Origin of the sequence: Actinoplanes sp. NPDC089786 (assembly GCF_040684855.1) — a bacterium.
Taxonomy (GTDB): Bacteria; Actinomycetota; Actinomycetes; order Mycobacteriales; family Micromonosporaceae; genus Actinoplanes.
Genome location: NZ_JBFBGU010000013.1, coordinates 123,017 through 149,030, shown reverse-complemented (window position 1 = coordinate 149,030; position 26,014 = coordinate 123,017). Strand labels below are relative to the sequence as shown.

22 protein-coding genes, 1 tRNA gene and 1 pseudogene are annotated in these 26,014 nt (G+C 69.3%); 17 read left to right on the top strand and 7 right to left on the bottom strand.

What is annotated here, in order from left to right; all coding sequences use genetic code 11:
- Nucleotides 1-95 precede the first annotated feature (95 nt).
- Both AB0O15_RS30525 and AB0O15_RS30520 read right to left on the bottom strand, forming a co-directional pair.
- On the bottom strand, nt 96-1,313 hold the full coding sequence (locus AB0O15_RS30525) for a hypothetical protein (RefSeq protein ID WP_364325296.1): 1,218 nt from the start codon (nt 1,311-1,313) through the stop codon (nt 96-98).
- Nucleotides 1,314-1,400: 87 nt separating this feature from the next.
- A tRNA-Leu gene (locus AB0O15_RS30520) sits at nt 1,401-1,477 on the bottom strand.
- A gap of 124 nt (nt 1,478-1,601) precedes the next feature.
- On the opposite strand from AB0O15_RS30520, the gene AB0O15_RS30515 reads away from it, so the two are divergent.
- The 10 genes from AB0O15_RS30515 to AB0O15_RS30470 all read left to right on the top strand — a co-directional run bounded on the left by AB0O15_RS30515 (nt 1,602) and on the right by AB0O15_RS30470 (nt 13,299).
- Nucleotides 1,602-2,216 (top strand): response regulator, encoded by a 615-nt coding sequence (locus AB0O15_RS30515; protein ID WP_364325293.1) that lies wholly within the window; start codon nt 1,602-1,604, stop codon nt 2,214-2,216.
- Nucleotides 2,213-3,379 (top strand): hypothetical protein, encoded by a 1,167-nt coding sequence (locus AB0O15_RS30510; RefSeq protein WP_364325290.1) that lies wholly within the window; start codon nt 2,213-2,215, stop codon nt 3,377-3,379. The genes AB0O15_RS30515 and AB0O15_RS30510 overlap by 4 nt, the downstream gene beginning before the upstream one ends.
- A gap of 164 nt (nt 3,380-3,543) precedes the next feature.
- Entirely contained in the window at nt 3,544-4,698 is a 1,155-nt protein-coding gene (locus AB0O15_RS30505) for a branched-chain amino acid ABC transporter substrate-binding protein (RefSeq protein WP_364325288.1), read from the top strand.
- 370 nt (nt 4,699-5,068) lie between these two features.
- A complete protein-coding gene (locus AB0O15_RS30500) occupies nt 5,069-6,226 on the top strand; it encodes a branched-chain amino acid ABC transporter substrate-binding protein (protein WP_364325285.1) in 1,158 nt (385 codons plus the stop codon).
- Nucleotides 6,227-6,295: 69 nt separating this feature from the next.
- A complete protein-coding gene (locus tag AB0O15_RS30495; RefSeq protein WP_364325282.1) occupies nt 6,296-7,237 on the top strand; it encodes a branched-chain amino acid ABC transporter permease in 942 nt (313 codons plus the stop codon).
- Nucleotides 7,234-8,385, top strand: a complete 1,152-nt coding sequence (locus AB0O15_RS30490) for a branched-chain amino acid ABC transporter permease (protein ID WP_364325279.1) — start codon at nt 7,234-7,236, stop codon at nt 8,383-8,385. Before AB0O15_RS30495 ends, AB0O15_RS30490 begins: the two co-directional genes overlap by 4 nt.
- Nucleotides 8,378-9,274 carry an ABC transporter ATP-binding protein gene (locus tag AB0O15_RS30485; protein WP_364325276.1) on the top strand — a complete coding sequence of 299 codons (897 nt, stop codon included), beginning with the start codon at nt 8,378-8,380 and terminating at the stop codon, nt 9,272-9,274. The genes AB0O15_RS30490 and AB0O15_RS30485 overlap by 8 nt, the downstream gene beginning before the upstream one ends.
- On the top strand, nt 9,264-9,974 hold the full coding sequence (locus tag AB0O15_RS30480) for an ABC transporter ATP-binding protein (RefSeq protein WP_364325273.1): 711 nt from the start codon (nt 9,264-9,266) through the stop codon (nt 9,972-9,974). Before AB0O15_RS30485 ends, AB0O15_RS30480 begins: the two co-directional genes overlap by 11 nt.
- A 141-nt stretch (nt 9,975-10,115) precedes the next feature.
- On the top strand, nt 10,116-12,809 hold the full coding sequence (gene polA, locus AB0O15_RS30475; RefSeq protein WP_364325270.1) for a DNA polymerase I: 2,694 nt from the start codon (nt 10,116-10,118) through the stop codon (nt 12,807-12,809).
- Between the two features lie 115 nt (nt 12,810-12,924).
- The gene (locus AB0O15_RS30470) at nt 12,925-13,299 is read left to right on the top strand and encodes a metalloregulator ArsR/SmtB family transcription factor (protein WP_364325267.1); all 375 of its coding nucleotides are present in this window, start codon (nt 12,925-12,927) and stop codon (nt 13,297-13,299) included.
- Nucleotides 13,300-13,327: 28 nt separating this feature from the next.
- On the opposite strand, the pseudogene AB0O15_RS30465 reads toward AB0O15_RS30470, so the two are convergent.
- Together AB0O15_RS30465 and AB0O15_RS30460 are read right to left on the bottom strand one after the other, a co-directional pair.
- Nucleotides 13,328-13,438: pseudogene (locus tag AB0O15_RS30465) on the bottom strand (DUF3140 domain-containing protein); the annotation flags it as partial.
- 10 nt (nt 13,439-13,448) lie between these two features.
- Complete coding sequence (locus tag AB0O15_RS30460) at nt 13,449-14,243, bottom strand: class I SAM-dependent methyltransferase (RefSeq protein WP_364325264.1); 795 nt, start codon at nt 14,241-14,243, stop codon at nt 13,449-13,451.
- 310 nt (nt 14,244-14,553) lie between these two features.
- On the opposite strand from AB0O15_RS30460, the gene rpsA reads away from it, so the two are divergent.
- The 3 genes from rpsA (at nt 14,554) to AB0O15_RS30445 (ending at nt 17,871) form a co-directional block, all read left to right on the top strand.
- A complete protein-coding gene (gene rpsA, locus AB0O15_RS30455) occupies nt 14,554-16,077 on the top strand; it encodes a 30S ribosomal protein S1 (protein WP_364325261.1) in 1,524 nt (507 codons plus the stop codon).
- An 82-nt stretch (nt 16,078-16,159) separates the two neighbouring features.
- Entirely contained in the window at nt 16,160-17,017 is an 858-nt protein-coding gene (gene coaE / locus AB0O15_RS30450; RefSeq protein ID WP_364325259.1) for a dephospho-CoA kinase, read from the top strand.
- Nucleotides 17,014-17,871 (top strand): HAD family hydrolase, encoded by an 858-nt coding sequence (locus AB0O15_RS30445; protein ID WP_364325256.1) that lies wholly within the window; start codon nt 17,014-17,016, stop codon nt 17,869-17,871. The genes coaE and AB0O15_RS30445 overlap by 4 nt, the downstream gene beginning before the upstream one ends.
- Nucleotides 17,872-17,902: 31 nt before the next feature.
- Here AB0O15_RS30445 and AB0O15_RS30440 read toward each other — a convergent pair whose 3' ends face one another.
- On the bottom strand, nt 17,903-18,325 hold the full coding sequence (locus tag AB0O15_RS30440; protein ID WP_364325253.1) for a DoxX family protein: 423 nt from the start codon (nt 18,323-18,325) through the stop codon (nt 17,903-17,905).
- A 450-nt stretch (nt 18,326-18,775) separates the two neighbouring features.
- Here AB0O15_RS30440 and uvrB point away from each other — a divergent pair, with 450 nt between their 5' ends.
- The 3 genes from uvrB (at nt 18,776) to AB0O15_RS30425 (ending at nt 22,256) form a co-directional block, all read left to right on the top strand.
- Complete coding sequence (gene uvrB / locus AB0O15_RS30435; protein WP_364325250.1) at nt 18,776-20,899, top strand: excinuclease ABC subunit UvrB; 2,124 nt, start codon at nt 18,776-18,778, stop codon at nt 20,897-20,899.
- Nucleotides 20,900-20,968: 69 nt separating this feature from the next.
- On the top strand, nt 20,969-21,469 hold the full coding sequence (locus AB0O15_RS30430; RefSeq protein WP_364325247.1) for a SigE family RNA polymerase sigma factor: 501 nt from the start codon (nt 20,969-20,971) through the stop codon (nt 21,467-21,469).
- Complete coding sequence (locus AB0O15_RS30425) at nt 21,462-22,256, top strand: hypothetical protein (RefSeq protein WP_364325244.1); 795 nt, start codon at nt 21,462-21,464, stop codon at nt 22,254-22,256. The genes AB0O15_RS30430 and AB0O15_RS30425 overlap by 8 nt, the downstream gene beginning before the upstream one ends.
- 61 nt (nt 22,257-22,317) lie before the next feature.
- On the opposite strand, the gene AB0O15_RS30420 is transcribed toward AB0O15_RS30425, so the two are convergent.
- Nucleotides 22,318-22,608 (bottom strand): antibiotic biosynthesis monooxygenase family protein, encoded by a 291-nt coding sequence (locus tag AB0O15_RS30420; RefSeq protein ID WP_364325241.1) that lies wholly within the window; start codon nt 22,606-22,608, stop codon nt 22,318-22,320.
- Nucleotides 22,609-22,959: 351 nt separating this feature from the next.
- Here AB0O15_RS30420 and AB0O15_RS30415 point away from each other — a divergent pair, with 351 nt between their 5' ends.
- On the top strand, nt 22,960-23,964 hold the full coding sequence (locus AB0O15_RS30415; RefSeq protein ID WP_364325238.1) for a TerC family protein: 1,005 nt from the start codon (nt 22,960-22,962) through the stop codon (nt 23,962-23,964).
- A gap of 29 nt (nt 23,965-23,993) precedes the next feature.
- Here the strand turns inward: AB0O15_RS30415 and typA are convergent, their stop codons facing one another.
- Entirely contained in the window at nt 23,994-25,856 is a 1,863-nt protein-coding gene (typA, locus tag AB0O15_RS30410; protein ID WP_364325235.1) for a translational GTPase TypA, read from the bottom strand.
- Nucleotides 25,857-26,014: the final 158 nt, after the last annotated feature.

Genomic DNA, 26,014 nt, shown 5'->3' with positions numbered 1-26,014 from the left:
GCCGCCCACCCTTCATTCTGAGTGAGTGGTCGCCCTTTGGGCGCTTCGCGCCCGAACCCCGTCGCCGGCCCTTTGCTCACAGCAAGGGATTGGCGTCAGCCGGACTGGTGGGTTTTGCGGGAGGACTCGGCGGGGGAGTTGACGCCCTCGGGGGTGTCCGGGACCTCGGGCATGTCCTCGTCGTCGAAGTGGTGGCCGACCGCCGCGCCGGTGACCCCGGCCAGGGCGAGCATGGCGTCGAGGTCGGCTGTGGTCCGCAGAACCTCCTGGTGGAAGTCATCCCCCTGGGGAGCGGCCGGCGCGGCAGAGGCAGCGGGCTGGTCCGTGGTGGCGGGCTGGTCTGTGGCGGCCGTGTGTGGGGCGGGCTCGGAGGCGTAGGCCATGGCGGCCCCGGGCGGTCCCGGCACGATCATCGGGCCGGCCTGCTCGGTGGTCTCGCCACCGGCGGCCACGTAGCCCGCCGCGGCCATCCCGCCCGCGGCCGCGAGGCCCGGCTCGGCGGCGGCCGAGGGAGCGCCGCCCGAGGCGCCCAGGGCGTGCTCGGTGGGACCGCCCGGCCACATCGGGTCAGCGCCCGGCGAGACGTCCGCGCCGCCGGCCGAGACAGCGCCGGCCGAGGCAGCGTCGGCCGAGGAGCGGGGCGCCGCGCGGTGGCGAGGGGCCGGCCGGACGGCGACGGGCGGCTTGGGCGGGGCGGTGTCGAAGTCGGCCAGGCCGGCGGTGTAGCCGCTCAGGCCCTCGGCGCGCTCCGGTGGCAGGTCGAGGATGTCGGCGCGGGCCGCGCGTACCTCTCGGAGGCGAAGCCCGGTGACCAGGTCGGCCACGCCGCGCAGCAGGCCGAGCGCGCCGATCACGGTGACCACCAGATCGGCCGTCCGCGACAGCGGGCTGGCCGAGAAGAAGCCCAGGCCGGCCTCCAGCACGCCGACCACCATGATCAGGCCCCACACCCGGTCGGTGTCCCGGGTCATCATGGCCACGGCCACGTCGACCGCCCCGCGCACCATGAGGTACCAGCCGATCAGCGCGGCGGGCGTGGTGTACGAGGAGGTCTGTCCGGTCAGCAGCACCACGCCGGTGGCCGTGAAGAGCAGGCACATCGACGCGTTCATCCACCAGGTCCGCGCCCCGGCGCAGGCCCGTAGCGCCTCGGTGAGCGCGCCGAACAGCACGACCGGCCCGGCCACCCGCACGATGTCGGCCGGTTCGAGCCGGAGCACGGTCCAGCCGACGGCCAGCCAGGCGACGCCGGCGAGCATCAGCCAGCCCCACATGGCGTGCCGCACGGCACTCAACGGTCCGGTCGTGAACATGAACGCCTCCCGGGGTCCTGGTACTTGCCCATGACACCAGGAAGAAGCGCCTCAAGCGGACTTTTCGCCGAAAGCGGATGGCGGTGGTGGTGTCCCCGGTGGGATTCGAACCCACACTGGATGGTGTTTGAGACCATTTCCTCTGCCGGTTGGGATACGGGGACGCAGAGGTACGTCTCCTGACGGTGAAGCCGTCACGAGCCTGACACACACTACCCACTACGCTGTTGGGGGTGACACCCAGATACCCGGGTGTCGCGGACGCAGCGGGTTGAGGGGTAGGGGTACGTGGCCGACACGGAGGCGAGCGCTGAGCGCAGGCGGGTTCTCATCGCCGAGGACGAGGCGCTGATCCGGCTGGACCTGGCCGAGATGCTCGTCGAGGAGGGCTACGACGTCGTCGGTGAGGCCGGTGACGGCGAGACGGCTGTGCGCCTGGCCGAAGACCTCTCACCCGACCTGGTCATCCTCGACATCAAGATGCCGATCATGGACGGGCTGGCCGCGGCCGAGCGGATCGCCGGCGCCAAGATCGCCCCGGTGGTCATCCTCACCGCGTTCTCCCAGCGCGACCTGGTCGAGCGGGCGCGGGCCGCGGGCGCGATGGCGTACCTGGTGAAGCCCTTCCAGAAGTCCGACCTGGTGCCGGCGATCGAGATCGCGCTCTCCCGGTACTCGGAGATCTCGGCGCTCGAGTCCGAGGTGGCCGGGCTGACCGACCGGCTCGAGACCCGCAAGTCGGTCGAGCGGGCCAAGGGCGAGCTGATGACCAAGTACCAGATGACCGAGCCCCAGGCGTTCAAGTGGATCCAGCGGACCGCGATGGACCACCGGTTGACCATGCGTGAGGTCGCCGACCGGATCCTGGCCGAGCAGCAGGCCGAGGCGGAACCGCCGCAGTGAGGCCGGCCACCGCCCGGGTGCTGGCCGCGGTGGTGCTGGCCGCCGGGGCGGTGGGTGGCTGCGACGACCCCGCTCCGCCGCCGGCCGTCCCGCCGGTGACCATCGCCTGGCAGCCGGCCGCGTTGCCGGCCGACCCGTCCGGTGCCGCGATCATGCTGCGTGAGGCGACCTCGTGCGGCGGCGCGTTCTTCGTGGTGGGCGCGCTGCGGGACAAGTCCGGGGGCACGCGGCCCGCGGCGTGGCTGACCCGCGACGGCACGGCCTGGTCCCCGATGACCTTCAAGCCCAAGACCTTCTACGGCGAACAGAACATCCTGTACGCCGTGGCCTGTGCGAACGGCCGGCTGGCGGCCCTGGGCGCCAAGGTCGGCGGGGCGCACGGCAACCCGCGGACGAGTTCCTGGTCGCAGGACGCCGACGGGGTGCTCCAGGAGGTGACCGCCCCGTTCGAGCTGTTCGGCGGCCCGCAGGCGCTGAACGTGAACCGGCTCGACGCGGGCCCCAGCGGCTTCCTGATCTCGGGCAACCGGATGTCGGGGGCGGCGGCCTGGGTCTCGCCGGACGCCGCGAGGTTCGACATCGTCGAGCGGGCCGCCGGCCTGGCCTCGGACCAGGCGGGTGAGACGTACGCGTTCGACGCGGCCGCCCTGCCCCCGGGCTGGCTGGTGGTCGGCGGGATCATCCCGGCCGGCCGGGTCGACCGCGACCCGATGAGCTGGCGGTCGCCGGACGGCCGCGGCTGGACCCGGGTGCCGGCCGCCGGTGGCACGGAGGACTACGACGAGTTGCAGCGCGTGACCGTGCTGGACGGCGTACCCATGGCCGTGGGTCTCCGGGGCGCCGCCTTCGGAGCGTGGCGGCTCGACGGTGACACGTGGCAACCGGCGGGGACCTTCGGCGTGGTCCGTCCCGGCGGCGGCACGTCGGTGCGGTCGCTCGTGGCGTCGAACGGGCGGCTGCTCGCGGTCACCGCCGACGCCCAGGGCTACGCCGGCTGGGTGTCCGCCGACCGGGGCGGCTCGTGGCGGCCGGTCACGTTGCCCGCGGTGACGGCCGGCGCCGATCACGCGGTCACGCTCACCGCGGGTGCGGACGGCCGTCTGCTGCTGCTCACCGACGACGGCGTGACCGGACGGACCTATCTCGCGGAGACGCCGGCCTGATCGGGCCGATGCCCGTTCGGCCACGTCTCCCGGGGCACCTTTTGCCGCACTGCGTAACGGCTTACCGGTGTTGTGGCCCCGCGACCTTACTGTGGCATTTGCCCGCGCCATACGCTGCGCCCGCACAGGGGCACGGGAACAGCGCAGACGAGAGGGCATGAGCCTTGAGGCACAACTTTGGACGGGCCCTGGGCGCCGTGGGGCTGGCGGTCGCCATGCTCGCGGTGGCCGGTTGTCAGGACGCGGGCGGCAGCGGCGGGGAGACCCAGGCGGCCTGCGGCGGCAAGGTCGCGATCTTCGGCGCCTTCACCGGCGCCAACGCGGGCGCGGTGCTCTCCTCGCTCAACGGGGCCAAGATGGCCGTGAAGAAGTTCAACGCGGCGAACCCGGACTGCAAGGTCACCATGCAGGAGTTCGACACGCAGGGTAACGCCGATCAGGCGACCCCGATCGCCAACCAGGTGGCTCAGGATCAGTCGTTCCTGGCGGTGATCGGCGGGCACTTCTCCGGTGAGTCGAAGGCCACGATGCCGATCTACGAGGCGGCGGGCATGGCGATGGTCAGCCCCGAGGCCACCGCTCCGGAGCTCACGGCGGCGGGCAACAAGTCGTTCCACCGGGTGGTCGGTAACGACAACACGCAGGGCGCGGCGGCGGTCGAGTACGTCAAGACGGTCGCGAAGAGCAAGAAGGTCTTCGTGGTGGACGACGGCTCGACCTACGGCTCGGGCATCATCAAGGTGATCAAGGACGGCCTGGGCCCGCTGGTGGCCGGCTCGGACAAGGTGCAGACCGACCAGACCAACTTCGACGCCACGATCTCGAAGATCAGGAGCGCGGACGCGGACATCATCGCGTACGGCGGTTACACCAACGAGGCGGCTCCGCTGCTGAAGCAGGCCCGCGCGGCCGGGGTCAAGGCGACCTTCCTCGGTTTCGACGGCCTCTACGACCCGGGGTTCCCGAAGGGCGCGGGCGAGGCCGCCCAGGGCGCCATCGTGACCTGCCCGTGTCTGCCGGCGGACAAGGCCGGCGGCACTTTCCCGAAGGACTACGAGGCCGAGTACAAAGAGCCGTCGGGCGCGTACGGCGCCGAGGGCTTCGACGCGGCGACGGTGCTGCTCGACGGGTTCAAGGCGGGCAAGAAGAGCCGCGCCGACCTGCTGACCTGGGTCGACGCGTACGACAAGCAGGGCGTCTCGAAGTACATCAAGTTCGACCAGAACGGCGACGTCGACAAGTCCAAGGTCGTGGTCTGGTCGTACGAGATCAGCGGCGGCAAGTTCCAGCCCGGCCAGGAGCTCAAGCTCGCGGGCTGACCGGCACGGTGGTCCGCCGATCGGCGGTGCAGCCGTCGCGGCCCGTCCCGCCGATCACGCTGTGAAACGGAATCCGGGCCCGGGGGCCACGATCCGGTGATCACTCCGGCGGGCGAAATGACCGCTTTTACCTGCGGGAAACGCCGCTGTAACGGGGCCGGTTCCCCGAATTGTGCCCGCTCGGCCCTTCCGCTGAGGAACCTTCGAGCCGACACTCTGTAACGGTTTGGCAAGCGTGCTGGCTAGACCCTACTTAGGTAATTGACACCCAAGTACGCTGCGCCATCACGAGCAGTGCGCAGGAAAGCGGTTCAACCCATCACAGGGACCGGGCCCGCCGCACCCTGCATCAGAGGAAAGGTCATAAGCCTTGAGGCGTAATTTTGTTCGAGCCCTCGGTGCCGTGGGGCTCGCCGCCGCCATGCTCGCGGCGGCCGGATGTCAGGACTCCGGCGGCAGTGGCGGCGACACGACGGCTGCCGACTGCGGTGGAAAGATCGCGATCTTCGGCGCCTTCACCGGCCCGAACGCGGGCCTCGTCATCCCGTCGCTCAACGGGGCGAAGCTCGCGGTGAAGCAGTTCAACACCGCGAACCCCAACTGCAAGGTCACCATGCAGGAGTTCGACACGCAGGGTAACGCCGACCAGGCGACCCCGATCGCGAACCAGGTCGCTCAGGACCAGTCGTTCGTCGGCGTCATCGGCGGTCACTTCTCCGGTGAGTCGAAGGCCACGATGCCCATCTACGAGGCCGCGGGCATGGTCATGGTCAGCCCGTCGGCAACCGCCACCGAGCTCACCGCCGGTGGCAACAAGTCGTTCCACCGCGTGGTCGGCAACGACGGCACCCAGGGCGCCGCCGCGGTCGAGTACATCAAGAACGTCTCCAAGAGCCAGAAGGTCTTCCTGATCGACGACGGTCAGACCTACGGCGTCGGCATCATCGACGTGGTCAAGAAGGGCCTGGGCGCCACGGTGGCCGGCTCGGACAAGGTCCAGACCGACCAGACCAACTTCGACGCCACGATCTCCAAGATCAAGAGCGCGAAGGCCGACCTGATCGCGTACGGCGGCTACACCAACGAGGCGGCTCCGCTGCTGAAGCAGGCCCGCGCGGCCGGCGTCACGGCGAAGTTCCTCGGCTTCGACGGCCTGTACGACCCCGGCTTCCCGAAGGGCGCCGGCGACGCCGCCAACGACGCCGTGGTCACCTGCCCGTGTCTCCCGGCCGACAAGGCCGGCGGCACGTTCGCCAAGGACTACCAGGCCGAGTACAACATCGCTCCGGGTTCGTACGGCGCTGAGGGCTTCGACGGCGCCAACGTCTTCCTCGACGGCTTCAAGGCCGGCAAGAAGACCCGCGCCGACCTGCTCGCCTGGGTCGACTCGTACGACAAGCAGGGCGTCTCGAAGTACATCAAGTTCGACCCGACCGGTGACGTGGACAAGTCCAAGGTCGCCATCTGGTCCTACAAGATCTCGGGCACGAACTTCGAGCCCGAGCAGGAAATCAAGCTCACCAGCTGATTCATCGGTACGTGGTGCGGCCGGGGGTGTCCTACGCCCTCGGCCGTATCTGGTGCATAAGGAGTTTTTGTGAATTTCGACGAACTCTTCGGGCACCTGGGTCAGCACACGGTGGACGGCTTGGCGAAGGGCTCCATCTATGCCCTCGTCGCGCTCGGCTACACGCTGGTCTACGGCGTTCTGAAGCTGATCAACTTCGCCCACTCCGAGGTCTTCATGGTCGGCACCTTCGCCGTCGTGGGCACCTGGACCCTTCTGGGCGCGACCAACAACCCGGGGATCGGCATGATGCTGGTCTTCCTGGCGGCTGGTCTGGTGGCCGGGGCCCTGGCCTCCGGCGCCACCGCCGTGGCGGTCGAGCGCATCGCGTACAAGAGATTGCGGTCCATGAACGCACCACCCCTGGCGTTCCTGATCACCGCGATCGGCCTCTCCCTGGTCCTCTCCGAGGCCTTCGGGGTGTGGCGGGGACGCCTGGTCGTCGGTATGCCGACGATCGTCCCGCAGAAGGTCGTGTTCAGCATCGGCAACACGTCGGTCTCGAACACCCAGCTGCTCACGATCATCGCGGCCATCCTGATGATGATCGGCCTCGACGTGTTCATCAACCGCACGCGGTACGGCCGTGGCGTGCGCGCGGTGGCGCAGAACCCGGACACCGCGGCGCTGATGGGCGTCAACAAGGACCGGGTGATCATGCTGATCTTCCTGCTCGGTGGTCTTCTGGCGGGGGCCGCCGCGCTGCTCTACGCGGTCCGGTACGGCAACACCCGGTTCAACGTCGGCTTCGTGCTCGGCCTCAAGGCGTTCACGGCGGCCGTGCTGGGCGGCATCGGCAACCTCCGGGGCGCCCTGGTCGGCGGTCTGGTCCTGGGCGTGATCGAGGTCTGGGCGGCTACGCTGACCTCGTCCAACTGGGAAGACGTCGCCGCGTTCGTCGTACTGGTCCTGGTGCTGCTGTTCCGGCCGACCGGTCTGCTGGGTGAGTCGCTGGGGAGGGCCCGGGCATGACACAGACGGTTGAGAAGGACGCGGACAAGCCTCAGGGCAAGACCCGCGTCAGCATCGGCGACCGGTGGCGGGCGCTGCCCAAGTGGCAGCGCTGGATCGGTTACCTGGCCGGCATCGTCTTCCTCTACTACCTGCCGCTGCTCGGCATCCCCGGCCTGACCTGGCTGCGGACCGACTACATCGCGAACGGCAACAACTGGGCCGGTGTGCTGTTCACCTGCGCGGTCTACGTGCTGATCGCCCTGGGCCTGAACGTGGTGATCGGGCTGGCCGGCCTGCTCGACCTCGGATATGTCGGGTTCTACGCGGTCGGCGCCTACAGCGTCGCGCTGTTCGGATCCCGGCAGTCACCGGTCGTCCAGGCGATCCAGGAGCGGTTCGGACTGAGCCAGGAATGGGCGATGGCCTGGGCCGTGTGCATCATCATCGCGCTGGTCCTGGCGATGATCTCCGGTGTGCTGCTGGGCTGGCCGACGCTGCGGCTGCGCGGTGACTACCTGGCCATCGTGACGCTCGGCTTCGGCGAGATCATCCAGCGCGTGGTGCGCAATTCGGTGAGCTGGTCCGGTGGCCCGGCCGGGGTCGCGGCCATCCCCGGGCCGCAGGGCGCGCCGTCCGCCGACAACAACGTGTTCGGCCTGCTCGACGCCAAGCCGTGGTACTGGCTGGCGCTCAGCGTCGTACTGCTGATCGTGTTCCTGGTCCGCCGGCTGGAGAACAGCCGGGTCGGCCGGGCGTGGCTGGCGGTGCGTGAGGACGAGGACGCGGCCGCGGTGATGGGCGTCTACCCGTTCAAGTTCAAGCTGTGGGCGTTCGCGATCGGGGCGGCCCTCGGTGGCCTGTCCGGTCTGCTGTTCGCCAGCCGGGCCGGGTTCATCGAGCCCAACCAGTTCAACGCGCAGCTGTCCATCCTGTTCGTCGCCATGGTCGTGGTCGGCGGCGCGGGCAACATGGGCGGCGTTGCGATCGGCGCGTTCATGCTGGCGTACCTGCCGGAGCGGTTCCGGGACTTCGCCGAGTGGCGGTTCCTGGTCTTCGGTCTGGCGCTCGTCATCATCATGCTCATCCGTCCGCAGGGCCTGCTTCCCAGCCGGCGGCGGGCGCGCGAGCTGAAGGACCGACAGGAGGAGGTGCCCGCCGGTGTCTGACCTGACTCGTACGGTGCTGCTCGACGTCGACAACGTGACGTTGAAGTTCGGCGGCGTGGTGGCTCTCAATGAGGTGAGCTTCAGCATCCACCGGGGCGAGATCCTCGGCCTGATCGGCCCGAACGGCGCCGGCAAGACGACCTGCTTCAACGTCATGACCGGCGTCTACAAGCCGACCTCGGGCAAGGTGACGTTCGACGATCAGCGGATCACCGGGCGCCGCCCGCACGAGATCAACCACATGGGTGTGGCCCGGACGTTCCAGAACATCCGGCTGTTCCCCGAGATGACCGCGCTCGAGAACGTCATGGTCGGTACCGACTCCCGACACAAGACGAGCGTCGTCGGCGCGTTGTTCCGGCTCTACCGCGTGCGGGTCAAGCCGGACGAACTGCCCCAGGTCGACTCGGACAACGGCGTCATCCGGTTCACCCAGCAGGTCCGTCGCTGGGGCGCCAAGACGTTCGGGCTGTCCCGGCACACCCTGGAGGAGCGAGCCGGCGAGAAGAAGTCGCTCGACCTGCTCCGTTTCGTCGGGATCGAGCACCGGGCCAACGAGGAGGCGCGCAACCTGCCGTACGGCGACCAGCGCCGCCTCGAGATCGCCCGGGCGCTGGCCACCGAGCCGAAGCTGCTCTGCCTGGACGAGCCGGCCGCCGGCTTCAACCCGGCCGAGAAGGAGGCCCTGCTCCAGCTGATCCGCAGGATCCGCGACCTGGGTTACACCGTGTTGCTGATCGAGCATGACATGCGGCTGGTCATGGGCGTGACCGACCGGATCGTGGTGCTGGAGTTCGGCAAGAAGATCGCGGAGGGCACCCCGGCCGAGGTCCGGGACAACCCCAAGGTCATCGCCGCTTACCTGGGGGAGACCGCAGATGCTTCTTGAGCTGGACGAGATCGTCGTCAAGTACGGCCGGATCGAGGCCTTGCACGGCATGTCCATCCATGTCGACGAGGGTGAGATCGTCGCCCTGATCGGGGCGAACGGCGCCGGCAAGACCACCACGATGCGTGCCATCTCCGGACTGAACCCGCTGGCGTCGGGCAAGATCCGGTTCGACGGCAAGGACATCAGCAACCTGCGGTCCGACCTGCGGGTGCCCCTGGGCATCTGTCAGTCGCCGGAGGGCCGGGGCATCTTCCCGGGCATGTCGGTCCTGGAGAACCTCGACATGGGCGCCTTCACCCGGCGCGACACGGCCGAGGTGGCGAAGGACCTCGACCGGGTGCTCACCCTGTTCCCGCGGTTGGCCGAGCGGCGCAAGCAGGCCGGTGGCACCCTGTCCGGCGGCGAGCAGCAGATGCTCGCGGTCGGCCGGGCGCTGATGGCGCGGCCGCGGCTGCTCCTGCTGGACGAGCCCTCGATGGGTCTCGCCCCGATGATCATCCAGCAGATCTTCGACATCATCACGGAGATCAACCAGCAGGGCACCACGGTGCTGCTGGTCGAGCAGAACGCCCAGCAGGCGCTGTCCCGGGCCCACCGGGCGTACGTGCTGGAGACCGGCCGGATCGTCAAGCAGGGCACCGGTCAGGAACTGCTGCACGACGCCTCGATCAAAGAGGCGTACCTCGGCGTCGCCTGATCGTTAGTACCGCCTGGTCGCAAATTCGCTTTCGGGGCGTATCACCTCAGGGCGAATTTGAGACCAGGCGCCGGGGGCGGCCGCGTTTCGCGTGGCCGCCCCCGGCGTTTGTGTCACACCCCCCGACTAGAGTCGTCACCCGTGAGCGCTGAAGCCAAGAACCGCCTGCTCCTGCTCGACGGCCACTCGCTGGCCTATCGCGCGTTCTTCGCGCTGCCGGTCGAGAACTTCTCCACCCAGACCGGGCAGCCGACCAACGCGGTGTTCGGCTTCACGTCGATGTTGATCAACATGTTGCGTGACGAGCAGCCGACCCACATCGTGGTCGCCTTCGACGTCTCCCGGCATTCCTTCCGCACCGACAAGTACGCCGACTACAAGGCCGGCCGGTCCGAGACACCGCAGCCCTTCCAGGGTCAGGTCAGCCTGATCAAGGAGGTGCTCGAGGCGTTGCGGATCCCGGTGGTGGAGAAGCCGGGCTACGAGGCCGACGACGTGATCGGCACGCTCGCCACGCAGGGGATCGAGGCCGGCATGGAGGTCATCATCTCCACCGGCGACCGAGACGCGTTCCAGCTGGCCGGCGAGCATACGACGATCCTCTACCCGGTGCGCGGCGTCTCCGAGGTGTGGCGGATGACGCCCGACGCGATCGAGGCGAAATACTTCGTCCGCCCCGATCGCTACCGCGACAAGGCCGCCCTGGTCGGCGAGACCAGCGACAACCTGACCGGTGTGCCGGGCGTCGGCGACAAGACCGCGGCGAAATGGATCAACGAGTACGGCGGCCTGGACGGCATCATCGCCGCCGCCGACAAGATCAAGGGCAAGGCGGGCGAGAACCTGCGCGCCCACCTGGCCGACGTGATGCGCAACTACGAGCTCAACAAGCTCGTCTGCGACCTCGAGCTGCCGCTCGGCCCCGACGACGTCAAGTGGCACGGCTGGGACCGCGAGGCGGTGCACCAGGTCTTCGACGCGCTCGAGTTCCGGGTGCTGCGCGAGCGGTTGTATTCCTACCTCGAGGCGGTCGAGCCCGAGGCCGAGTCCGGGTTCGACCTGTCCGGCAGCGTGCTGCGCGCCGGTGGGGTGGCCGGCTGGCTGGGCGAGCACGCCGGCGAGGCGCCGGTCGGGGTCGCCGTCACCGGCACGTTCGGGCGCGGCAGCGGCGAGCTGACCGGCGTCGCGGTGGCCACCGGCGACGGCCCGGCCGCCTGGTTCGACCCGGCGGCGCTCGACGAGGCCGACGAGCAGGCGGTGGCCGCCTGGCTGGCCGACGCGGCGCGGCCCAAGGTGATCCACGACGCCAAGCCCGCGAGGCTGGCGTTCCGGGCCCACGGCTGGGCGCTGGCCGGCGTACGCGTCGACACCGCCCTGGCCGCCTACCTGGCCAAGCCCGACCAGCGGGCGTACGACCTGACCGATCTCGCCCTGCGCTACCTCAAGCGCGAGCTGCGGGTCGACACCCCCGACGACGGCCAGCTCACCCTCGACGTGCTGGGCGACCAGGAGGAGGACGTCGCCGAGCAGAACGTCATGCTCCGGGCCCGCGCCACCCTCGACCTGGCCGACACCCTGACCGAGGAGCTGTCCCGCGACGACGGCGCCTCACAGCGCCTGCTGATGGAGGTGGAACAGCCGCTGTCGGTGGTGCTCGGCGAGATGGAACACGTCGGCATCGCGGCCGACACCGAGTACCTCTCCGAGCTCGAGGCCCACTTCGCCGCCGAGGTGAAGTCGGCCCAGCAGGGCGCACACGAGGTGGTCGGCCGCGAGTTCAACCTCGGCTCACCCAAGCAGCTCCAGGAGATCCTGTTCACCGAGCGCGGGCTGCCCAAGACCAAGCGGATCAAGTCGGGCTACACCACCGACGCCGACGCGCTGCAGAGCCTCTTCGCCCAGACCGGCGACCCGCTGCTGGCCCACCTGCTCCGCCACCGTGACGTGGCCAAGCTCAAGTCCACGGTGGACGGCCTGCTCAAGTCGGTCTCCGACGACGGGCGCATCCACACCACGTTCAACCAGACGGTGGCCGCCACCGGCCGGCTCTCGTCGACCGACCCCAACCTGCAGAACATCCCGATCCGCACCGAGGAGGGCCGGCGGATCCGCCGCGCGTTCGTCGTCGGCGCCGGCTTCGACCAGCTGATGACCGCCGACTACAGCCAGATCGAGATGCGGATCATGGCCCACCTGTCCGGCGACCAGGCGCTGATCGAGGCGTTCAACACCGACTTCGACTTCCACGCGATCACCGCGTCGTCGGTGTTCCACGTCCCGGTCGAAGAGGTCGTGCCCGACCAGCGGCGCAAGATCAAGGCGATGAACTACGGCCTGGCGTACGGTCTGAGCGCGTTCGGCCTCTCCAACCAGCTGAGCATCTCCACCGAGGAGGCTCGCGGGCTGATGGAGGAATACTTCACCCGGTTCGGTGGGGTCCGCGACTACCTCCAGGCCGTGGTGAAGCGGGCGGTGCAGGACGGCTACACCGCGACCATCCTCGGCCGCCGGCGTTACCTGCCCGACCTGACCAGCGACAACCGCCAGCGGCGCGAGATGGCCGAGCGGATGGCGCTGAACGCCCCGATCCAGGGCTCGGCGGCCGACATCATCAAGGTCGCGATGCTCAAGGTCGACGAGGCGCTGCGCGGGTCCGGGCTGCGGTCGCGGATGCTGCTCCAGGTGCACGACGAGCTGGTCTTCGACGTGGCGCCGGGGGAGCGGGAGCCGCTCGAGGAACTGGTCCGGCGCGAGATGGGCGCGGCCTACCCGCTGTCGGTGCCGCTCGAGGTGTCGGTCGGCGCGGGCCGCGACTGGAACGGCGCCGACCACTGAGCGTCATATCGATGTGAACTCTGTGAACCGGTGCAGGGATTTCGGCAAACCTCGAAGCAAGCAGCTCCGACCTGCGCAGACAATGGACTTGCGAGGCTTTGCTTAGCTGTGCCACATGCCAGGCTCTTCCATGGACACGACGTCACGCACAGACACGCCCGCGTGGCAACCGATCACGCGGAGTGCGCTCGACGCCGAGCAGGCGACCGCGTTCGCGCCGATGTTCAAGGCCCTCGGCGACCCGGTCCGCCTTCGGCTGCTCTCGATGATCGCGTCGGCCGGCGGCGGTGAGGTCTGCGTCTGCGACCTCACCGGGTCGTTCGCGCTGACCGGTCCGACCATCTCGCACCACCTCAAGGTGTTGCGGGAGGCCGGTCTGGTCGACAGCGACCGCCGCGGCACCTGGGTCTACTACCGGCTGGTGCCCGCGGCGATCGCCCTGATGGCCGGTCTGATCGCCGTGACCGACGCGGTCGGCGTGGCCGTCTGACCGGCGCCGGCGCGCCGCCGGCCTTCTGCCCGACCTCGCGTGACTCGTCGGTTTTCAGCCACTTCTCCAGCCGCGAGGCGGTCACGGTGACCGCCTCGCCGAACTCGGTCCGCGTCTCGTCCGCCGTCTTCGTGGTCATTTCTGGTCGTTCACCCGTTGTCGCAGACGAAGATCGCGGTGCCGGGGAAGAGCCGGCCGCGCAGCGGGCTCCACTGGCCCCAGATCTGCTCGTGTCCCTCGGGCCACTCCGGCTCGACCAGGTCCCGGATCCGGAACCCGGCCGCCACCAGCTCGCGGATCCGGTCGCCGAGGGTCCGGTGCTGCTCGACGTAGGTCGGCGTGCCCGACCCGTCCTCCTCGACGTACGGCCGGCGGTCGAAATACGAGTTGACCGCGAGCAGGCCGCGCTCGTCCGGCTCGTCGAGGAAGACCCAGCGCATCGGGTGGGTGATCGAGAAGACCCAGGGGCCGCCCGGCCGGAGCACGCGGGCCACCTCGCGCATCACCGCGCCCGAGTCGGCCACGAACGGGACCGCGCCGAAGGCGGTGAACACGATGTCGAAGCTGCCCGCGGCGAAGGGCAGCGCCAGCGCGTCGGCCTGGACGAGCGGTACGCGTACCCCGGAACGGTCTGAGGTCTCGCGTGCCTGCCGCAACATGCCCGCCGAGAGGTCGAGGGCGACCACCTCGGCGCCGGCGCCCTGGAGCCAGCGTGAGCCGGACGCCGCGCCACACCCCAGCTCGAGCACCCGGCGGCCGCGGACGTCACCGAGCAGCCCCGCCTCGGCCTCACGCAGCCCCTCGGGGCACCAGACGAGGTCGACGTCGCCCAGGAAGGCGCCGTGCTCGTCCTGATATTCGTCGGCGTCGGCGTCCCACCACCCGCGGCTCGCGACCCGGCTCTCGGCATCCGACACGGGCCGACGGGTAACCTTATCGATCACTGCGCTAGCCTAGACACATCAGGGACGGCCCCAAACCGGGGCAAACCTCGCGTCTCGGTGAAGTTTCTGCCCGGGTCCTCGGGAGGGCTTGCAACCTGTGGTAATGCGCACGGTAAGCTAGTCGATGCGCTCGCGGATCGTGTACCTCGGCAGGGAGCAGGTTCCGCAAGTCGTCGGTTTCAGCCCGTTCTACGTCGTCTTGATCAGACCGCCCGTCATGATCACTGAAGGATGTTCGTGCTGTGCCCGCCGGCAGTTCCGCGGGGCGCGAGAGACACCACGACACCATCCGTTCGGAGCAACAGTCCACATGACGAGCAGCATCGAGGCCACCTCGAGCGCCAACAAGGTCACCGTCGACGATCTCGGCTCGGAGGAAGCATTCCTCGCGGCCATCGACGAGACCATCAAGTACTTCAACGACGGCGACATTGTCGAAGGCACCGTCGTCAAGGTCGATCGGGACGAGGTCCTGCTCGACATCGGCTACAAGACCGAGGGAGTGATCCCCTCTCGTGAGTTGTCGATCAAGCATGACGTGGACCCCGCGGAAGTGGTGTCGGTCGGTGACCACATCGAAGCCCTCGTCCTCACCAAGGAGGACAAGGAAGGCCGCCTGATCCTCTCGAAGAAGCGCGCTCAGTACGAGCGCGCCTGGGGCACCATCGAGAAGATCAAGGAGGACGACGGCGTCGTGCGCGGCTCCGTCATCGAGGTCGTCAAGGGCGGCCTCATCCTCGACATCGGTCTCCGGGGCTTCCTCCCCGCCTCGCTGGTCGAGATGCGTCGTGTCCGTGACCTGCAGCCGTACGTGGGCCGCGAGCTCGAAGCCAAGATCATCGAGCTGGACAAGAACCGCAACAACGTGGTCCTGTCCCGCCGGGCCTGGCTCGAGCAGACGCAGTCCGAGGTCCGCACCGAGTTCCTCAACAAGCTCCAGAAGGGCCAGGTCCGCAAGGGCGTCGTGTCCTCCATCGTCAACTTCGGCGCCTTCGTCGACCTCGGCGGTGTTGACGGCCTGGTGCACGTCTCCGAGCTCTCCTGGAAGCACATCGACCACCCCTCCGAGGTCGTCGAGGTCGGCCAGGAGGTCGAGGTCGAGGTGCTCGACGTCGACCTCGACCGCGAGCGTGTCTCGCTGTCGCTGAAGGCGACCCAGGAAGACCCGTGGCGTCAGTTCGCCCGGACCCACGCGATCAACCAGATCGTGCCGGGCAAGGTCACCAAGCTGGTTCCGTTCGGCGCGTTCGTCCGCGTCGACGACGGCATCGAGGGCCTGGTGCACATCTCCGAGCTGGCCGAGCGTCACGTCGAGCTGCCCGAGCAGGTCGTCCAGGTCGGTTCGGACGTCATGGTCAAGGTCATCGACATCGACCTCGAGCGTCGCCGGATCTCGCTCTCGCTGAAGCAGGCGAACGAGAACTTCGTGGAGGGCGAGGAGCACTTCGACCCCACCCTCTACGGCATGGCGGCCACCTACGACACCGAGGGCAACTACATCTACCCGGAGGGCTTCGACCCCGAGACGGGCGAGTGGCTCGAGGGCTTCGACAAGCAGCGCGAGACGTGGGAGAAGCAGTACGCCGACGCCCGCGAGCGCTGGGAGGCCCACACCAAGCAGGTGCAGGCGTCCCGCGAGGCCGACGCCGAGGCTGCTCTCAACCCGACTCCGGCCGTGATTCCCGGCGCTTCCTCCTCCACCCCCGGTGGCGGCGGCGGCGCGACCTCCTCGAGCTCGCCGGCCCCGGCGCGCGCGTCGGAGGAGCCGGCCGGCACCCTGGCCACCGACGAGGCGCTCGCCGCGCTTCGCGAGAAGCTGGCCGGCGGCAAGTGAACTAACTCCGCCCTGTAGTAAGGCAGGCCCGCCCGCGACCCCGGTCGTGGGCGGGCCTTCGCCTTTCCGGAATACTCGACCCGTGCTGAAGGTGGGTCTGACCGGCGGGATCGGTGCGGGCAAGAGCGCGGTGGCGGCTCGGCTCGCCCGCCGGGGAGCGGTCATCGTCGACTCCGACAAGCTGGCCCGCGAGGTGGTCGCGGCCGGAACCGACGGTTTGGCCGAGGTGGTGGCCGCGTTCGGCGACGGGGTGCTCGGCCCCGGCGGCGAGCTCGACCGCCCCGCGCTGGGGGCCAAGGTCTTCGGCGACGACGAGGCCCGCCACCGGCTCGAGAAGATCATTCATCCCCGGGTACGCGCCAGAGCGCACGAGCTGGCCGCCGCCGCGCCCGCCGACGCGATCCTGGTCAACGACGTCCCGCTGCTGGTCGAGACCGGCCAGGCGCCCTCGTACCACCTGGTCCTGGTGGTGGCCGCCGACCTGGATACCCGGGTCCGCCGGCTGGCCGAGACCCGCGGCATGCCGGCCGACCAGGCCCGTTCCCGCATCGCCGCCCAGGCGAGCGACGCCGAGCGGGCCGCCGTGGCCGACGTGCTGATCCCCAACGACAGCGCCCTCGACGAGCTCGACGCCTTCCTGGCCGCCCTGTGGCGCGACCGGCTGGTCCCGTTCGAGGAGAACCTGCGCCTGGGCCGCGCCGCTTCCGGCGACCGTGCCGTGCCGCCCGCGCGCCTGGTCGCCCGCGTCCAGCATGCCCTCGGCGCCGAGGCCCGGATCACCGTCAGCGGCTCCGACCTGATCGTCGAGGCCGGCGCCGCCGACCAGGCCGATCGGCTCACCGCCGCCGGCTTCCCACGGATCGCCCCGGGGGAGTTCGCCAGCGCCGACCCCGGCTGCCCGGTCACGGTGCGCGTCCGGGCGGAAGGCCCGCAGCGGTGAGCGAGCTGTTGATCTCCGACCTGGACGGAACGCTGCTGCGGCCCGACGGCACCCTGGGCGCCCGCAGCGTGGACACGATCAACCGCTTCCTGGCCGACGGCGGGCTGTTCACGTACGCGACCGCCCGATCCTTCGCCTCCGCCGGGCAGGTGACCGCGGCCCTCGACCTGACCCTGCCGGTGATCACCTACGGCGGGGCGATGATCGTCGACCCCCGCACCGGCGCGGCCCGGCCACCCCGCCTGCTCGACGCGGCGGTCGTCGAGACCGTGCTCGCGCACACCACGGCCCACCCCGATCTGCAGCCCGTCCTGTTCGTCATGCGTGAGGACCGCGACCGCCTCTGCTTCCTCGCCGATCTCGCCACCCCGGCCATGTCCCCGTTCCTCCAGACCCGGCGGGATGACCCGCGGCTGCTCCCGTTGACCTCGTGGGCCGAGATCGACCCGGCCACCGTCATCAGCATCGCGCTGCTCGGCGACCCGGCCCGGCTGGCGCCGCTCCGTACCGCCCTCGAGGTCCACGCGGCGATCTGCCACACGGTCTACAGCGAGGACGTCTACGTGCGGGGCACCTGGTGGCTGGAGCTGACCTCGGAGCGGGCGACCAAGGCGGCCGCCCTGGCCGAGGTGCGCGAGGAGGTCGGCGCGACGTCGCTGATCTGCTTCGGCGACAGCCCGAACGACCTGCCGATGTTCGCCGTCGCCGATCGGGCCGTGGCGATGGCCAACGGCGTCCCGGAGGTCCGCGCGGCGGCACACGAGGTGATCGGCGGCAACGCCGACGAGGCCGTGGCCGCCTTCATCGAGAACCTCAGAACTGTGCTTCCTCCCGCCGCCTCCGACAGATGCTGACGGAGGCGGCGGAAGTAGCAACAGACGTTCATCAGCTGCTGGTTACGAGGTCCTTGGTTCTGGCGTCGCGGCGGAAGGCGGCGTCGAGCGACCACGGGCCGGCGCCGAGCACCGCGATGGCCAGGAAGGCCCAGCAGTAGAGGGCGGCCGAGGCGCCGCCGTTCTGGGTCGGCAGCAGGGCCTGGGGCTGGTGGACGGTGAAGTACGCGTACGCCATCGAGCCGGAGGCCACGATCGCGGCCGGCGTGGTGAACAGGCCGGCCAGCACGAAGAGTCCACAGACGAGCTGGATCAGGCCGGCCCACCAGCCCGGCCACTGACCGAGGGGCGCGGCGTGCTTGCCGGCGGCGCCGAGGACGCCGAACACGGTGACCGTGCCGTTGAGGGTGAACAGCAGGCCGACCACGATGCGGAAGAGCGACCAGATCGGTCCGGCGTACTTGTGCGTGCTCATGGTGCTCCCTGGCTTCTGGGGGTCATGGAGATTGATACACGCTAATAAGTTGCAAGCTCAATCTTCAAGAAGCCGCAGGTAGACGCCGTATTGCCGGGTTGTTAGCGCCGCTGGTGACGGGTGGTATCTCAGAAACTACTCAGAGTGTGTTGAGTGCGTCACAGGCAGGCTCAGCGTCACAGGAGAAATAATGGGCCGCTCGCGGCGGCCGGCCCGTGAAGGCCATCGGTTCGCGCTCGCCGGTATGACCCGGGTGCTGCGATCTCGATGCCCGGCGGGGAGGGACCGTGTGGTGGGTCCGGAAGCCTCGCCGGGCGGCCGCCGCAAGCGGCCTACCGCACCAGAGTAGGACCCCCGTGCCCGGTTGCATCCGGCGGCGAGGCGAATTGGCATCACCCGCAAACCGCGGCCGGGCCGAACTTGTCGTACCCCCGACGTACCGTGGTCAGCATGGCGCTCGACATCCCACGACTCGACGGCCGCTTCGAGGTCATCAGTGAATTCCAGCCGGCCGGTGACCAGCCGACGGCCATCGCCGAGCTCGATCGACGGGTGCGCCGGGGCGACCGCAACACCGTGCTGCTGGGCGCCACCGGCACGGGCAAGTCGGCCACCACGGCCTGGCTGATCGAGAAGCTGCAGCGGCCGGCGCTGGTGCTCGCGCCCAACAAGACGCTGTGCGCCCAGCTCGCCAAGGAGTTCCGCGAGCTACTGCCCAACAACGCGGTCGAATACTTCGTCAGCTACTACGACTACTACCAGCCCGAGGCCTACATCGCGCAGTCCGACACCTACATCGAGAAGGACTCGTCGGTCAACGAAGAGGTCGAGCGGCTGCGTCACTCGGCGACGATGTCGCTGCTGACCCGGCGCGACACGATCGTGGTGGCGACCGTCTCGGCGATCTACGGCCTGGGTACGCCTCAGGAATACATCGACCGGTCGGTGACCGTGAAGGTCGGCGCCGAGGTCGACCGCGACAAGCTGCTGCGCCGCCTGGTCGACATTCAGTATTCGCGCAACGACATGGCCTTCCAGCGGGGCACGTTCCGGGTGCGGGGCGACACGCTCGAGATCATCCCGGCGTACGAGGAACTCGCCGTGCGCATCGAGCTGTTCGGCGACGAGGTGGAGAAGCTCTACTACCTGCACCCGCTGACCGGCGAGGTGGTCCGCGAGGTCGACGAGCTGGTGATCTTCCCGGCCACCCACTACGTGGCCGGCCCCGAGCGGATGGAACGGGCGATCGGCCAGATCGAGGCCGAGCTGGCCGACCGGCTGGCCGAGTTCGAACGACAGGGCAAGCTGCTCGAGGCCCAGCGGTTGCGGATGCGGACGACCTACGACATCGAGATGATGCGGCAGGTCGGGTTCTGCAACGGCATCGAGAACTACTCGATGCACATGGACGGGCGAACCTACGGCGAGCCGTCGTACACGTTGCTCGACTATTTCCCCGACGACTACATCACCGTCATCGACGAGTCACACGTGACGATCCCCCAGATCGGCGGCATGTACGAGGGTGACGCCTCGCGCAAGCGGATCCTGATCGAGCACGGCTTCCGGCTGCCCAGCGCCGCCGACAACCGGCCGCTGCGGTTCGACGAGTTCCTCGAGCGGGTCGGTCAGATGGTGTTCCTGTCCGCGACCCCGGGCCCGTGGGAGATGCAGCAGGCGCAGGGCGAGTTCGTCGAGCAGGTGATCCGGCCGACCGGCCTGGTCGACCCCGAGGTCGTGGTCAAGCCGACCAAGGGCCAGATCGACGACCTGATGCACGAGATCAAGCTGCGCACCGACAAGGACGAGCGGGTCCTGGTCACCACGCTGACCAAGAAGATGGCCGAAGACCTCACCGACTACCTCCTCGAGAACGGCATCCGGGTGCGCTACCTGCACTCCGAGGTCGACACGCTGCGACGCGTCGAGCTGCTCAAGGAACTGCGCAAGGGCGACTACGACGTGCTGGTCGGCATCAACCTGCTGCGTGAGGGCCTCGACCTGCCCGAGGTGTCGCTGGTGGCGATCCTCGACGCCGACAAGGAGGGCTTCCTGCGCTCCGGCCGCTCGCTGATCCAGACCATCGGCCGGGCGGCCCGGAACGTCTCCGGCGAGGTCCACATGTACGCCGACAAGATGACGCCGTCGATGAGCGCCGCGATCGAGGAGACCGACCGCCGCCGGGCCAAGCAGGTCGCCCACAACGAGGCGAACGGCATCAAGCCGACGGCGTTGCGGAAGCGGATCCACGACATCCTCGACGACATCTACAAGGAGGCCGAGGACACCGACGCCGCGGTCGGCACCGCCGCGGTCGTGGGCGGCGGCGGGCGGCAGATGTCGCGTGGCAAGGGCCCGGTCCCCGAGACCCGGTCGAAGCCGCCGCGCTCGGCGGCCACGCCGGCCCGCGAGGGCATGGCCCGGGCCGAGCTGGCCCAGCTCATCCAGGACCTCAGCGACCAGATGCTCGGCGCCGCCCGCGAGCTCCAGTTCGAGCTCGCGGCCCGCATCCGCGACGAGGTCAAGGAGCTCAAGAAGGAACTCCGCGGCATGGACATGACCGGCGTGAAATAGCACGCAACCGATCAACCCCCGGGCTGCGTGTCTCCGGATGACACCGCGGAAGCGACATCGGGGGACGACGTGACGGACGAGGAATACCGGGCCTGGTACGCGGCCGCCTACAGCCGGGTGGTGGGCCAGGTCTATCTGATGACCGGCGACCTCAGCGAGGCGCAGGACGTCGTGCAGGAAGCGTTCATCCGCGGGTGGAACCGGCGCCGGTCGTTCGCCCCGGGTGACTCGCCGGACGCCTGGATCCGGACGGTGGCCCGGCGGCTGGCGGTGAGCCGGTGGCGGGCCGCCCGGTCCACCCTCGCCGCGTGGCGCCGGGCCGGCCCGGCGCGCGACGATCCCGGGCCCGGTGTGGAGACGCCGCTGATCGTGGCCGCCCTGGCCCAGCTGCCCGAGGCGCAACGCCGCGCGATCGTTCTCCACCACCTCTGTGACCTCAGCGTCGACCAGGTGGCGGCCGAGGTTGGTGTGCCGGCCGGAACCATCAAGGCCCGGCTGTCCCGGGGCCGGGCCGCCCTGCGTGAGCTGCTGTCCGCCGACGAGTTGATCCTGGAGGCGCGCCATGCCTGAGCTGGACGAACTGCTTCGCGTCGCCGCCGACGACGCCACCACCCGGGCCCGGCCCGGCGACTTCGACGCGGTCGTGCTGGGCGCCCGCCGCCGTCAGCGACGTCACCGCTGGTCGGCGGTCGCCGGCGCCGGTGTGCTGGCGGCCTGCGTGGCCGCCGGGACCGTGGTCGTCGTGGACGGTCCCGATCCCGCGCCGCCACCGCCGTCGGTCCTCACCGTGGCCGAGCGCGACCCGGTGCTGGCGCCGCTGGTCGTCGACATCCCGGTCATCGCGTGGACGCCGGACCCCGGTCGGTCCGTTGACGACGCCTGGGGGCCCCTGCCGGGGGTCTCCGCGGTGCTCTGGTCGAACGACGACGAGTCGGTGCCCGACCTGGCGGCCGCGTTCCGGGCCGCTGGTGTCACCGGACCGGCGATGATCCCGACCGGCACCCAGTCGCTGACCGAGGTTCGACACTTGGCCGAGCGGCTCCGAGACGCGCCGGGAGTGCGGGACGCCCGGGTGACCACGGTGCGGGGGATGCGGTTCGTCGTCACGGTGCGGAAGCGGCTGGGCGCGGACGAGAAGCCCGGTGGCAACCCGCTGATCGGGGAACCCGGCATCCGGTGGGGCGCGAGCAACTTCAAGCACCGGCCCGGCGGCGACAAGGACTGGACGATGAACGCCTGGTACCTCGACGGCGGGGTGGACCGGGCCGGCCTGGACCGGATCCGGTCGATCGCCGCGACCGCCTGGGGCATCCGCCGCGACCAGGTGATCATCAAGCCTCAGCCGATGACGCCGTAAACGTGTGTTTCAAGCCCGGCCGGAGCCTTGCCGCGGCCCTGGCCGGGTCATGAAACACGGCCTAGCTGACGTCGGTGAAGTGCTCGACCAGCGGCGGGCCGGCGAAGTGGGGCCCGATGAAGCCGCGCCACTGCTGGAACTTCTCGGTGGCGCGGAAGTTCTGGTCGTGGGCCTCGACGCTGTCCCACTCGATCAGCAGGACGAAGCGGGTGGGCGACTCGATGCCGTGGGTCATCCGCACCGAGCGGCAGCCCTCCACATCGTCGAACAGGGGCCGGGCCTGGCGGTAGGCGTCGGCGAAGGCGTCTTCGTGGCCGGGGATCACGTCGATGAGCGCGACTTCGAGAACCATGATCGCAGCCTGCCACATCGCGGAGTGAGAAATGAATGAGCTAGCCTCCTAGGATGTCTCACCAGGTGTGTAGTGGGAGGATTGCGCCAGGTGACGGGGAGATGTCGCGCACTTCTTGCCGGAGACATGTGTGGAAACGAAGCAGGATGCGACACAATGGCGAGGTTGCAAGGGGAGTATTCCTGCCGCGCCGGTCTCGTCAACACGGTTCTGATCCTCACCCGGGGGTTGGTCCCGGGGCCGGCGGTCGCGGCCAGATCAGCTGGTCGCGGCGGAAGAGACCTTCGACAGCCGCACGTCGCTGGATCCCCCATCTGGCGATAACTCGTGTCTGCCGGAGGTTCCCCGACCGTGATTGTCTCCAGCTGGGTGTGGATCGCCACCCTTGCCGCGCTCGTCGTGATGCTCGCCGTCGACCTGTTGATCGTCGGCCGCCGGCCACACGAGCCCAGCATGCGCGAGGCCGGCTCCTGGGTGGGGTTCTACGTGGGGGCGGCCCTGCTCTTCGGCGCCGGCATCTGGATCTTCGCGGGCGGTACGGCGGCCGGTGAGTTCTACACGGGCTGGCTGACCGAATATAGCCTGTCGGTCGACAACCTCTTCGTCTTCGTGATCATCATGGCCCGGTTCTCCGTGCCCCGGGTCTTCCAGCAGAAGGTGCTGCTCATCGGCATCGTGCTGGCCCTGGTCATGCGCGGCCTGTTCATCGCCGCCGGCGCCGCCCTGATCGCGGAGTTCTCCTGGGTCTTCTACATCTTCGGCGCCTTCCTCGTGTACACCGCGATCACGCTGCTCAAGCAGGGCGAGAACGACGAGGACGACTTCAAGGAGAACATCCTCATCCGGTGGGCCAAGAAGGCCTTCCCGATCTCCTCGTCGTTCGGCGACGGGCGGATGACCACCACGGTCGCCACCACCGGGAAGCGGCTGTTCACGCCGATGCTGATCGTGATGATCGCGATCGGCACCACCGACCTGATCTTCGCGCTCGACTCGATCCCGGCGATCTTCGGCATCACCAAGGAGCCGTACCTGGTCTTCACCGCGAACGTCTTCGCGCTGATGGGCCTGCGGCAGCTGTTCTTCCTGCTCGGCGGCCTGCTGGAACGCCTGGTCTACCTGAACATCGGGCTGGCCTTCGTGCTCGCCTTCATCGGCGTGAAGCTGGTCCTCGAGGCGCTGCACACGAACACGATCAGCTTCATCAACGGCGGCCACGGCTTCCACTGGGCACCGGAGATCCCGATCTGGCTGTCTCTGCTGGTCATCCTCGGGACGCTGGGCATCGCCACGGTCGCGAGCCTGGCCAAGTCGTCACGGGACAAGAAGAAAGAACTGGTCGGGGCCCGCGTCTGACGACACGGGCCCCAGGGCTCAACCGTTGATCACTGGTGCTTGCGCCGGGCCGCGGCCCGGCCGCGGATCTGCTGGTCGAGAACCACCTTGCGGATGCGTACGGCGGCCGGCGTCACCTCGACGCACTCGTCCTCGCGGCAGAACTCGAGGGCCTGCTCCAGGGACAGCTTGCGCGGCGGGATCAGCTTCTCCGTCTCGTCGGAGGTCGACTGCCGCATGTTGGTGAGCTTCTTCTCCTTGGTGATGTTCACGTCCATGTCGTCGGCCCGCGAGTTCTCGCCGACGATCATGCCCTCGTACACCTCGGTGGTCGGCTCGACGAACAGCGAGCCGCGCTCCTGCAGGTTGGTCATGGCGAACGCGGTCACCGGGCCGGCGCGGTCGGCCACCAGGGAGCCGTTGCTGCGGGTCCGCAGCTCGCCGAACCACGGCTCGTAGTCCTCGAAGATGTGGTGCATGATGCCGGTGCCGCGGGTGTCGGTGAGGAACTCGGTGCGGAAGCCGATCAGGCCGCGCGCCGGGACCAGCCACTCCATGCGCAGCCAGCCGGTGCCGTGGTTGATCAGCTCCTCCATCCGGCCCTTGCGGGTGGACAGCAGGCTGGTGATGGCGCCCATGTATTCGTCGGGGGCGTCGATCGTGAGGCGCTCGACCGGCTCGTGGATCTTGCCGTCGACCAGCCGGGTGACGACCTGGGGCTTGCCGACGGTCAGCTCGTACGACTCGCGCCGCATCTGCTCGACCAGGATGGCCAGGGCGAGCTCGCCACGGCCCTGCACCTCCCACGCGTCGGGCCGCTCGGTCGGCAGCACGCGCAGCGAGACGTTGCCGACCAGTTCGCGGTCGAGCCGGTCCTTGACCATGCGGGCGGTGACCTTGCTGCCCTTCACCTTGCCGACCATGGGTGAGGTGTTGGTGCCGAGGACCATCGAGATGGCCGGCTCGTCGACGGTGATCAGCGGCAGCGGGATCGGGTTCTCGGCGTCGGCCAGCGTCTCGCCGATCATGATGTCGGCGATGCCGGCGACGGCCATGATGTCGCCCGGGCCGGCGCTCTCGGCCGGCTTGCGGTCGAGGCCCTCGGTGATCAGCAGCTCGGAGATGCGGACGTTGCTGACGCTGCCGTCGGTCTTGCACCAGGCGACGGTCTGGCCCTTGCGGATGGTCCCCTGGTGGACGCGGCAGAGCGCGAGCCGGCCGAGGAAGTTCGAGGCGTCGAGGTTGACGACGTGGGCCTGGAGCGGCGCGCCCTCGGTGTAGGTCGGCGCGGGGATGGTCTCGAGGATCGTGCTGAACAGCACCTCGAGGTCGGTGGTGTCCTCGGGGATGGTGCCGTCCTTGGGCTGCTTCAGCGAGGCGACGCCGTCGCGGGCGCAGGCGTAGACGATCGGGAACTCGATCTGGTGCTCGTCGGCGTCGAGGTCGAGGAACAGCTCGTACGTCTCGTCGACGACCTCCTTGATGCGGGCGTCGGGCCGGTCGACCTTGTTGATGATCAGGATGATCGGCAGCTTGGCCTGGAGCGCCTTGCGCAGCACGAAGCGGGTCTGCGGCAGGGGGCCCTCGGAGGCGTCGACGAGCAGGGCGACGCCGTCGACCATGGTGAGGCCGCGCTCGACCTCACCGCCGAAGTCGGCGTGGCCCGGGGTGTCGATGATGTTGATGGTCACCGGCTTGCCGTCGGCCGGTTGGTAGCTGATGGCGGTGTTCTTGGCGAGAATGGTGATGCCCTTTTCCCGCTCCAGATCCATGGAGTCCATGGCGCGGTCGGCCATCTCGCCGCGGGCGTGGGACTGGCTACCCTGCCGCAGCATGGCGTCGACCAGGGTGGTCTTGCCGTGGTCGACGTGCGCGATGATGGCGACGTTGCGTAGGTCCGAACGGGTCTGCATGCTCCCATTGTCGCGGGCGGTGGTTGCGGACGCCGCCCCGGGGGTGTATCACGTACGCCACCTCACACTGGGTCTTTTGGTTGGACCATCCCGACCTGGCCGCCGGTAGGCGAGCACGGGCGGCTACACTTGTCGCTGGAAACCCGTGATCCCTGCTG

Coding starts and splice junctions, on each gene's coding strand:
- AB0O15_RS30420 (WP_364325241.1), bottom strand. CDS start 22,608: ATGGTTCTCGAAGTCGCGCTCATCGACGTGATCCCCGGCCACGAAGAC.
- AB0O15_RS30525 (WP_364325296.1), bottom strand. CDS start 1,313: ATGTTCACGACCGGACCGTTGAGTGCCGTGCGGCACGCCATGTGGGGC.
- rpsA (WP_364325261.1), top strand. CDS start 14,554: ATGACGAGCAGCATCGAGGCCACCTCGAGCGCCAACAAGGTCACCGTC.
- AB0O15_RS30470 (WP_364325267.1), top strand. CDS start 12,925: ATGCCAGGCTCTTCCATGGACACGACGTCACGCACAGACACGCCCGCG.
- uvrB (WP_364325250.1), top strand. CDS start 18,776: ATGGCGCTCGACATCCCACGACTCGACGGCCGCTTCGAGGTCATCAGT.
- AB0O15_RS30440 (WP_364325253.1), bottom strand. CDS start 18,325: ATGAGCACGCACAAGTACGCCGGACCGATCTGGTCGCTCTTCCGCATC.
- AB0O15_RS30490 (WP_364325279.1), top strand. CDS start 7,234: ATGACACAGACGGTTGAGAAGGACGCGGACAAGCCTCAGGGCAAGACC.
- AB0O15_RS30480 (WP_364325273.1), top strand. CDS start 9,264: ATGCTTCTTGAGCTGGACGAGATCGTCGTCAAGTACGGCCGGATCGAG.
- typA (WP_364325235.1), bottom strand. CDS start 25,856: ATGCAGACCCGTTCGGACCTACGCAACGTCGCCATCATCGCGCACGTC.
- AB0O15_RS30425 (WP_364325244.1), top strand. CDS start 21,462: ATGCCTGAGCTGGACGAACTGCTTCGCGTCGCCGCCGACGACGCCACC.